Origin of the sequence: Bacteroides propionicigenes (assembly GCF_018390535.1) — a bacterium.
GTDB classification, from domain to species: domain Bacteria; phylum Bacteroidota; class Bacteroidia; order Bacteroidales; family Bacteroidaceae; genus Bacteroides; species Bacteroides propionicigenes.
In genome coordinates, this window is the sequence record NZ_JAHBBW010000024.1 from 1 (window position 1) to 9,243 (window position 9,243).

At 45.4% G+C, this 9,243-nt stretch carries 10 protein-coding genes; 3 read left to right on the top strand and 7 right to left on the bottom strand.

From position 1 onward, the window contains the following. Positions 1–137: PqqD family protein (locus KG118_RS17550; RefSeq protein ID WP_249671492.1), on the top strand; the 137-nt coding region annotated here is incomplete at its 5' end. Positions 138–1,070: 933 nt separating this feature from the next. On the opposite strand, the gene KG118_RS17115 is transcribed toward KG118_RS17550, so the two are convergent. Beyond that, positions 1,071–1,775, bottom strand: coding sequence for a YgjP family zinc-dependent metalloprotease (locus KG118_RS17115; RefSeq protein WP_117713391.1), 705 nt, complete (start codon positions 1,773–1,775; stop codon positions 1,071–1,073). Between the two features lie 266 nt (positions 1,776–2,041). Between KG118_RS17115 and KG118_RS17120 the strand changes: the two genes are divergently transcribed. After that, positions 2,042–2,908, top strand: a complete 867-nt coding sequence (locus KG118_RS17120; protein WP_117713403.1) for a head GIN domain-containing protein — start codon at positions 2,042–2,044, stop codon at positions 2,906–2,908. 194 nt (positions 2,909–3,102) lie between these two features. Here KG118_RS17120 and KG118_RS17125 read toward each other — a convergent pair whose 3' ends face one another. From KG118_RS17125 to KG118_RS17150, 6 genes are all read right to left on the bottom strand, one after another. Beyond that, the gene (locus KG118_RS17125; RefSeq protein WP_117713392.1) at positions 3,103–3,585 is read right to left on the bottom strand and encodes a hypothetical protein; all 483 of its coding nucleotides are present in this window, start codon (positions 3,583–3,585) and stop codon (positions 3,103–3,105) included. After that, positions 3,575–4,084: an RNA polymerase sigma factor gene (locus KG118_RS17130; protein WP_117713393.1), complete on the bottom strand. Its 510-nt coding sequence runs from the start codon at positions 4,082–4,084 to the stop codon at positions 3,575–3,577. Before KG118_RS17130 ends, KG118_RS17125 begins: the two co-directional genes overlap by 11 nt. A 61-nt stretch (positions 4,085–4,145) precedes the next feature. After that, positions 4,146–4,919: an acetylglutamate kinase gene (argB, locus tag KG118_RS17135; RefSeq protein ID WP_187120004.1), complete on the bottom strand. Its 774-nt coding sequence runs from the start codon at positions 4,917–4,919 to the stop codon at positions 4,146–4,148. After that, positions 4,919–6,811 (bottom strand): biosynthetic arginine decarboxylase, encoded by a 1,893-nt coding sequence (gene speA, locus KG118_RS17140; RefSeq protein WP_117713395.1) that lies wholly within the window; start codon positions 6,809–6,811, stop codon positions 4,919–4,921. The genes argB and speA overlap by 1 nt, the downstream gene beginning before the upstream one ends. A gap of 135 nt (positions 6,812–6,946) precedes the next feature. Next, positions 6,947–7,474: a shikimate kinase gene (locus tag KG118_RS17145; RefSeq protein WP_117713396.1), complete on the bottom strand. Its 528-nt coding sequence runs from the start codon at positions 7,472–7,474 to the stop codon at positions 6,947–6,949. Positions 7,475–7,531: 57 nt separating this feature from the next. Further along, positions 7,532–8,134 carry a nitroreductase family protein gene (locus tag KG118_RS17150; protein ID WP_117713397.1) on the bottom strand — a complete coding sequence of 201 codons (603 nt, stop codon included), beginning with the start codon at positions 8,132–8,134 and terminating at the stop codon, positions 7,532–7,534. 99 nt (positions 8,135–8,233) lie between these two features. On the opposite strand from KG118_RS17150, the gene KG118_RS17155 reads away from it, so the two are divergent. Continuing rightward, positions 8,234–8,878: a ribonuclease H1 domain-containing protein gene (locus tag KG118_RS17155; protein ID WP_117713398.1), complete on the top strand. Its 645-nt coding sequence runs from the start codon at positions 8,234–8,236 to the stop codon at positions 8,876–8,878. Positions 8,879–9,243: the final 365 nt, after the last annotated feature.

The window sequence follows — 9,243 nt, forward strand, 5'->3', positions numbered from 1 at the left end:
GGCAAGGGGATATTGTGGGCAGAAGTGGGTATTTCAGCCTCAATTTATCTGCTAATTCAGTGATGAGAGGACGTTTAGACGCAAGAAGGACGCTGAAGAGCTTAGTTGCGGATTTGAGGATAAAATATTTTTTTTAAGTACCTGAGCAACTTTTTGTTGCTCAGGTACTTAAAAAAAATATTTTATAATAGTGTTGCGGAATTAAGGATTATTATTAACACAATATGGCTATAGTGAGAAAAATAATGCTAACCAGCATACGATTAAAAGCCGTCTGTACGACTACAACCTTGATAGGAATTTCCTTCTTGCCAAATTTGATTTTGTCGATTTGATAAACGCGGAAGAATAAGAGTCCGGGCATCGGGATAAAAACGGTATTCGATGAAAAAACAGCTATCTTTGTTTTTTCAAAAAAAGCAACTAGAACTTGGAAATTGATATGGGAAAAGAGAATATTGAAAATCACGATAAAATAGAACTTCGTTCAGAAAAAGTCAGGAAAATACTTGAAACAATACCCAATAGATTGGTACATTGAAGAATTGTTATCATAACAGCTATATTCATTGACTTTGATTGGAATTATACTTTGTATTGAATTTCCGCATGGTAATGGAGAAACGATTTTTGAACACATCTTTTACTGATGGAGTATATTATTCGCAGAAATAGCAATGCGGAATGGATTAAAAATCAAATCTAAATTTGTATCTTTACATTCAGAAAAAGCGTTCTTCCCATTTATGCAAGATTAAGTAATATGTAGAAAATTGCTCGTTTCTAAATCGCTACGTGTCAAGTCGGATATTTCTGTAATTCATTGAATTTCACCGATTAAGAAAGAAAATGCAATACCTTCCCAATGGCAAAGCTGTGCCAACTGACTGGCACAACATCCCGTCTCTATACCTCTCCGATAAGTAAATGTGCATAATTAGTTTATACTATCTGTCATTCAGAGCGAAGCGAAGAATCTCTTTTCTGTGTATACATAAAGAGAGTAGATTCTTCGCTTCGCTCTGAATGACAGATGCTCTTGATATAAGTTAAAATTCTATTGACCTGCCTCAGAATTCCGTCTTATACTTTCTCAGTTCGCTACGCAGAAGTTGCGCTTTACCGTCCGTCATGCCATCAAGCAACGCCCAAAAGCTCTCACCGTGATTCATTTCACGGGTGTGCGCCAACTCGTGCAGCAGCACGTAATCAATCAAATGCTTGGGCAACAGGACAAGGAAATAGGAAAGATTGATGCTTCCGCGGGCGGAACAACTTCCCCAACGCCCGCTACTGGAATTTATCTTCACACTCTTATAAGACAGATTGTGCTGCAGCGAGAGTGCATAAAGCCGGGGCGGAAGAATAATCTTGGCATTACGGCGCAAAGCCTCTTCAATTACTTTACGCAGCCAGGCTTGCAGTTCTTTATTGGAGAAATCCGCATTCGGCGGGCAGATAATCTGCATTTCTCCCAACTCCGAGCGCGAAAGGAAACGGTCACGCTCTCCACTCACCAAACTCAGCTTAAAGAATTCCGTATCAATCCGATAGTTCAAGTCAATCAACGGACGGCTTTGCTTTTGCCGCGCCACCCGCAATCGGGAACGCAATTGTTCAACGGCGTTCTTGACTTCCGCAACCGTTGTACCCGGCGGAACAGTTACATGAATAGCATCCTCGCGCGTACGAAAAGTCAAACGTCGGGCCCGGGTATTTACCCGTACCAGCAAACGTCCCAACTCCTCATCCTCCAAAACACGTTCCGCTACCATTTGCACTTCCTTTCTTAAAATATGGGCAAAAGAACGAAGAATCGCCCGAAAAAACAAACGATTATCTATCAAAAACGAACAAAGTGTTCAAAAACGGACACTGCATCTTTCCTATTATATACTAATAAACAATGACTTATGTTTATGGCATAGAATTTGAACAAGAGTTGGCAACAAAAAGTTCCCGGCAAAAAAAAATCACAAGCCCCGCAACTTTTCGAGAAAAGACTGCGTCTAACAAACAAGAAAACTTAAAATAAATGAGTATGAAAAATTTAGCAACATTCCTTTCAGTCATTCTTTTGACATTCAGTACCACAGCTTGTTCTCAGTTCCGCCATACAGAACACACGGGAGCTTTCGGCGGAAAAACGGTAAAAGCCAGCAAAAACTACGTAACCAAAAGCATCAAAGTAGACAACTTCACCGGTCTGAACTTGGCGGGAAGCCCGGATGTGACCTACACCCAAAAGGCAGGAAAACCTACAGTAGAAGTATATACTTCCGACAATATCGTAGACCTTTTAGACATCAAGGTAAATAATAAGACGCTGAATATCAAATTCAAAAAAGGTGTCAATGTTTCTTTTAACAAACTGGAAATCCGCATTTCTTCCGAAACTCTCAATAATATCTCCGTGGCAGGCTCAGGAGATGTAGAACTGGCCAACGGCTTGAAAACAGATTACTTAAAGATATCCGTAGCCGGTTCGGGAAATATCAAAGCGGACAATATCACTTGCACTAACGATGTCAGTGTATCCATTGCCGGTTCCGGTGACATACAGGGCAGCAACATCACTTGCGCCAATCTTAAAACATCCGTTGCAGGCTCGGGAGACTTGAAACTCAACAATGTATCGGCTACCAATACCGAAGCATCCGTTGCAGGGTCGGGTACGGCAATATTGACAGGAACAACCCAAGAAGCCAGCTACCGTGTAGCAGGTTCAGGAGATTTGTTCGCTTCCGACTTGCAGGCGAAACGTGTCTCAGCAAGCGTAGCCGGTTCGGGAGACATCAAATGCCATGCCACCGAATTCTTGAAGGCACGCACCAGCGGAAGTGGAGACATCGGTTATAAAGGTAACCCGGAATTGGATTTCCCCAAGAAAGGATTATATAAACTCTGATTCGGTGATTCATTACAAAGGATACATAAAAGGGACGCTGCATCACGCGGCGTCCCATCTATCTTAGTTAGTTTTTATAAAATTTTGAGAGAATTGAAACTTCACAGCCTCTGTCTTGTTTTAATAAAAGCACACTAACTATATTATATTTAAAGCAAATGAAAATGTTATTTTAAAAAAGCAAATGAAAACATCTATTCCTTGATTTCCTTCCCCTTGTTTACACGATGCAGACTGTCCAAAATCTGTTTCTCGTGCGTCGCGGTCATATCCCCCGAAAGGGCAACCGACGGAGCGGAAATCTGTTTACCGATAGTATCGGCTGCGGCTACTTCCTTTACATCGGCAAAGAACGAATGTTGCATCATATTGCCCAGCGAAAGTATCACCGCCACTACTGCGGCGGCTTTGAACAACGGCATGAAACGTGCGGTCAATGTCATGCGTTTGGCTTTCACAACCGGAGCTTCAATCTCGGCAAGCACCCGTGCATCAAAATCCGCACCCAAATGTTCTTCTTGCTGAAGTTGCTGATATACAAACAAATCTTTGTAACGAAGCAAGTGTTCGGGAACATCCTCTTCCGTAAAGAAAGCACGCAACTGCGCTTCTTCCTTAAGGGAAGTCTCACACTGCCAATAGCGTTCTAAAAGTTGTTCTATATATTTAAAGTCCATAACCTTCTATATCAATAAACCGTTGTTTAACTTTTTGCCGCGCCCTGAAAAGATTCACTTTAACTTGCTCCTCTGTCAGACTCAAGACAACCGCAATTTCTTTATAGCTCTTACCTTCAACATCCCTCAGCTGCATAATCAACCGCTGTTTTTCGGGAAGCTCATTCATCAGGCGGTGTATCAAAGCCATTCGTTCTTTGCTCACCAACCTTTCGTAAGGGCTTGACGCATCGGAAGTTTCTTCCATATCGGGCGTAAGTTCCACCGTTTGAGCATCTTTCCTTTCGCTGCGGTCTATCGCCAAATTCCTTGCCACTGTCAGGCAATAGGCTTCGACAGAACCGAACTGCGTCCACTCATCACGCTTGTTCCATACCCTAATCAGTGTTTCCTGCACAACATCTTCCGCTTCCGCCCGGTCGAATGTAATTCTTAGGGCCAACCGAAAGAGCTTGTCTTTCAGAGGGAGAATGTCATTACGAAAACTGATTTCTTGCATCTCTAATTAATTGACGGTTCAGCAAACCGAAAGTTACAGTCTGCCACCACTTTTTTTTGAATTATTTTTTGATACGGGTTCCTCCGTTACTGTTTATAGCTGAAGCTAAGGTGATTACGACTTCCGCAACCCCGGCGTTCAAAGCCTCAAAAGAGTTCTCCAGCTTAGGAATCATGCCGCCTTGAATAACTCCTTCGGCAACATATCGCTTAAACTCTTCCGGGGTAATCTGAGGAATCACACTGTCGTCGTCATTCTCGTCACGCAGTACGCCTTTCTTCTCAAAGCAATACACCAGCGTCACATCAAATTGCCCGGACAATGCCTTAGCCGTTTCTCCGGCAATCGTGTCGGCATTCGTATTCAGCATATGCCCCTCGCCGTCGTGCGTCAACGGAGCCATCACCGGCACAACTCCCTTATGAATAAGGTCGCTCAAGAAAGTGCCGTTCACTTGCTTTACATCGCCTACAAAGCCATAGTCCACCTCTTTTACCGGACGCTTCACGGAACGGATTACATCCATGTCCGCACCCGTCAGACCAAGTGCATTGGCACCGCGCGCCTGCAGGCCTGCCACTATGTTTTTGTTCACCAATCCGCCATAGACCATTGTCACCACCTTCAAAGTTTCGGCATCGGTGATACGGCGTCCGTTTACCATTTCGCTTTCAATGCCCAGCCGGGCTGCGATTTTCGTTGCCGAACGTCCGCCGCCATGTACCAACACTTTGTAGCCCTCGATAGCGGCAAAATCATCCAACAACTTGCAGAGGGTGGCCTCTTCTTCCACAATTTTACCACCCACCTTGATTACTGTCAGTTTCTCTCTCATTATTCCAAATATGTATATCCGTACAAACCGGAACGGTAATTAGACAAAAATTCCTTTCCTTCCTCCAAAGAGATACGCCCTTCCTTTACCGACTGGGTTACCCATGTCTCCAAGGTACGTACCAGCTTCTTCGGGCTGTATTGCACATAATCCAAAACTTCCGCCACTGTCTCACCGTCGATGACCTGCTCTATTGTATAGCCCTTATCGCTTACAGACACGTGCACCGCATTCGTATCGCCAAACAAGTTGTGCATATCACCGAGAATTTCCTGATACGCCCCCACGAGGAATACACCCACATAATAGGGTTCCTTGCTCTTCAGAGAATGTACCGGCAAGTAATGCGAAACATTCTTGGTAGAGATGAAGTTGGCAATCTTGCCATCCGAATCGCAGGTAATATCCTGCAACGTGGCTGTCCGGTCCGGTTTCTCGTCCAAACGCTGGATAGGCATGATAGGGAATATCTGGTCTATCGCCCAAGAGTCCGGCAAAGACTGGAAAAGCGAGAAATTACAGAAGTATTTATCCGCCAGCAACTTGGGAAGTCCGCGGAATTCATCGGGCGCATGCTTCAAGCCGCCGGCTATCTGATTTACTTCACGCATGATAGACCAATACAACCGTTCAATCTTGGCACGGGTCTGCAAGTCTACAATGCCGTGGCTGAACAGGTCGAGCGCCTCTTCGCGTATCTGCTGCGCATCGTGCCAGGCTTCCAGCATCTTGTTCTGGTTCAATGTATCCCAAATGCCGTAAAGTTCCCGCAACAATTCATGGTCGTTTTCGGTTACCTCTTCATCATCGTCCCATTCGGGAAGATTGGTTGTCTCCAGCACCTCGAAAATGAGCACGGAATGATGCGCCGTCAAAGCGCGTCCGCTCTCCGTTATTATATTGGGATGAGGAATGCCGTTCTTATCGCTGGCATCCACCAAAGTAGATATAGAGTCGTTCACATACTCCTGAATGGAATAGTTCACGCTACCCTCACTGTTGGAAGAACGCGTTCCGTCATAATCCACGCCCAAGCCGCCGCCGATGTCCACAAACTCGACTTTGAATCCCATGCTGTGTAACTGCACATAGAACTGAGACGCCTCACGCAAGGCTGTCTTAATGCGGCGAATCTTCGTAACTTGGCTTCCAATATGAAAATGTATCAATTTCAGACAATCCTGCATACCCTTATCCGCCATAAAGTCGAGCGCTTCGAGCAATTCACTGGAAGACAACCCGAATTTGCTTGCATCGCCGCCGGAATCCTCCCATTTGCCACTTCCCGATGAAGCCAGCTTAATGCGAATGCCGATATTGGGTTTTACGTTCAATTGCTTCGCCATTTTGGCTATCAACTTCAGTTCGTTCAGCTTTTCTACTACGAGGAAGATGCGTTTCCCCATCTTCTGCGCCAGCAAAGCAAGCTCAATGTAGCTCTCATCCTTATATCCGTTGCAGATAATCAGCGAGTCGGAATCCATATTGATGGCAATCACCGCGTGCAATTCGGGCTTGGAACCGGCTTCCAGTCCAAGATTGAACTTCTTGCCGTGGCTGATAATCTCCTCAACCACCGGGCGCATCTGATTCACTTTAATAGGGTAGATAATAAAATTCTCTGCCTTATAGCCATATTCGTCCGCCGCCTGCCTGAAACAACAGGAAATCTTTTCAATCCGGTTGTCAAGAATGTCAGGAAAGCGGACCAGCATGGGAGCCGTCACGTCACGCAGTTGCAATTCGTCGACCAAATCTTTTAAATCAACGCCAACTCCGTCTTTACGCGGTGTTACTACAACATGACCTTTGTCATTGATACCAAAGTACGAAGTGCCCCAACCAGTAATGTTGTACAGCTCTTCTGAATCTTCAATACGCCATTTTCTCATCAGTTCGTTTACAATTTGACTATTTACAATTTACTATTTACAATCCTAATTATCACTCTAATTAAGGGGTACAAAAATACACATAAATCTGAAAAATCTTGCCTTTTCGGGCGAAAAACACACATTTACAAGGGATTAAACGTCCAACAGGCTGCGTAACTGTTGCACAGACTCTGTTATTTGGCGTCTGCTTTCCAGACGGCCGGCATCGAAACGGTAGCGGGCTTGCGAGTAAAAAGACGTACGTTTGTCCAATGCTTCCACAATAAAAGCACGCAATTCTTCATCCGTCTTTCCTTGCAGGATAGGGCGCTGTTGGGTTGCCACGCGCAGACGATTGAACAAAATATCGGGATGCACATCCAGAAAAACGGTTTGCCCATGTCCGTTCATGTAGTCCATATTATCAAAAAAACAGGGAGTACCGCCACCGGTCGAGATAATGACATCCTCAAACTCGGCAACCTCGTGCAGCATATTTCGCTCCAGTTCACGAAAAGAGGCCTCTCCCCGCTCAACGAACAATTCACGAATAGATTTGTGAAAACGTTCTTCTATGTACCAGTCCAAGTCAATAAAAGGTACATTCAATGTGCGGGCAAAAGCCTTTCCCAATGTTGTCTTACCGGCTCCCATGTAACCGGTCAAAAAAATACGTATCATAATTGCTTACCGTTTGCGGGCAAAGATAAGCAATTCTATAGTGAGACTACCTCACAATCAGCGGAAAATTTTAATCCGCTCACTCAACTCCCGAAATTCCTTTTCTCCGGGGTCGGCGGTCGGCGTGCCAAAAGGCATTTCTGCTATGAGCATCCAGCTTTCGGGCAAATTCCAAGTGCGGCGCACCTCATCATCAATCAGTGGGTTATAGTGTTGCAGCGAAGCCCCCAAACCTGCATCTTCCAGCATCGTCCAGACAGCAAATTGGTGCATGGCCGATGTATGCTGTGACCAAGTCGGGAAATTCTCGCTGTAAGAAGGGAATGCCTCCTGCAACTCCTTTACAACCGCAGTGTCCTCAAAATAGAGCACAGTGCCATGTCCGGCAGCGAAACAGCCGTCAATCTTGGCTTCTGTCTTTGCGAAGGCCTCGGGCGAGATACGCTGCTTCAAGGTATTCTTTACGATATCCCACAGTTTCGTATGCTCATCGCCCAATAACAGTACAATTCTTGTGGACTGCGAATTAAAAGCCGACGGCACATTCTTCACTGCCGTACGGATAATATGTACTACTTCCTCGTCCAAGACGGGAGAATCACTGCCAATGGAATAATAGCTGCGCCGGTGCTCCAACGCTTCTGCAAATGTTCTTTTCATATATCTTTCTTTTATCGTTAGTTTGTTATAGCAAAATAACAAGCGAAAGAGACCTATTGTTCGGATTTGTGAAATATATTTGTACCTTTGCCACAAGTTATGAAGAAAGAAAAATTCTACGTTGTATGGGCGGGCGGCACTCCGGGCATTTATACCTCTTGGACGGACTGCCAATTACAAACCAAAGGCTATGAAGGAGCGAAGTACAAATCCTTCGACTCTCGCGAAGAAGCGGAAAAAGCCTTCGCCGCTTCACCGTACGACTACATCAAGCGCAATACATCCGCAGGTAGCAAGCCGCCCAAACAATCTCAGGACATCGACGCCCCTTATCCGGCTGCCGTCCTCGAGAACAGCCTTGCCGTAGATGCCGCATGCAGCGGCAACCCCGGAGCAATGGAATATCGGGGAGTACACGTTGCCAGCCGTCAACAGATTTTTCACTTCGGCCCTATGTACGGCACTAACAACATCGGAGAATTTCTTGCCATAGTCCACGGCCTTGCCTTGCTGAAACAGAAAGGTCTCGATATGCCTATTTACAGCGACAGCGTCAATGCCATCAGTTGGATAAAACAAAAGAAATGCAAAACCAAGCTTCCCCGCAACTCCAAGACCGAGGAGCTTTTCCAACTGATAGAACGCGCCGAGAAATGGTTGCGCCAAAACACCTACTCCACTCCCATCCTCAAATGGGACACCCGGCAGTGGGGAGAAATACCCGCAGACTTCGGGAGAAAATGACAGGACGGAACACGCCCATGTTTCCATAGCAGAATACCCGAATATTCAGTGCATAATGCCGTTACGCCTGTACGAAAACAGAACTGCACATTAAGCAAAACTTCGTCCCGCAGTTGCGGGCCCGACAGCCCGCAGTTGGCAACCGTGCGGCCCGCAACCGGCAACCGCAGAGCCCGCAGTTGGAAAACAAGGTTTTGCTTATAGGTTTCCCGCATTATAGATGTATCAAAAGTGGAAAACCAACAAGGCACACCCTTTTTTCGGACACAACTTTTGTGATTAGGAAAAATAGTTGATTGATAACGAGTTAGTAAATGACACAAGTACGGATTTATCCGTATAAACATTATTTCGCTAAGGAAACT

Bases quoted from the DNA above. Each gene is read 5' to 3' on its own strand.
- KG118_RS17120 (WP_117713403.1), top strand. From the start codon at position 2,042: ATGAAAAATTTAGCAACATTCCTTTCAGTCATTCTTTTGACATTCAGT.
- KG118_RS17155 (WP_117713398.1), top strand. From the start codon at position 8,234: ATGAAGAAAGAAAAATTCTACGTTGTATGGGCGGGCGGCACTCCGGGC.
- argB (WP_187120004.1), bottom strand. From the start codon at position 4,919: ATGAGAGAGAAACTGACAGTAATCAAGGTGGGTGGTAAAATTGTGGAA.
- KG118_RS17125 (WP_117713392.1), bottom strand. From the start codon at position 3,585: ATGGACTTTAAATATATAGAACAACTTTTAGAACGCTATTGGCAGTGT.
- KG118_RS17130 (WP_117713393.1), bottom strand. From the start codon at position 4,084: ATGCAAGAAATCAGTTTTCGTAATGACATTCTCCCTCTGAAAGACAAG.
- KG118_RS17145 (WP_117713396.1), bottom strand. From the start codon at position 7,474: ATGATACGTATTTTTTTGACCGGTTACATGGGAGCCGGTAAGACAACA.
- speA (WP_117713395.1), bottom strand. From the start codon at position 6,811: ATGAGAAAATGGCGTATTGAAGATTCAGAAGAGCTGTACAACATTACT.
- KG118_RS17115 (WP_117713391.1), bottom strand. From the start codon at position 1,775: ATGGTAGCGGAACGTGTTTTGGAGGATGAGGAGTTGGGACGTTTGCTG.
- KG118_RS17150 (WP_117713397.1), bottom strand. From the start codon at position 8,134: ATGAAAAGAACATTTGCAGAAGCGTTGGAGCACCGGCGCAGCTATTAT.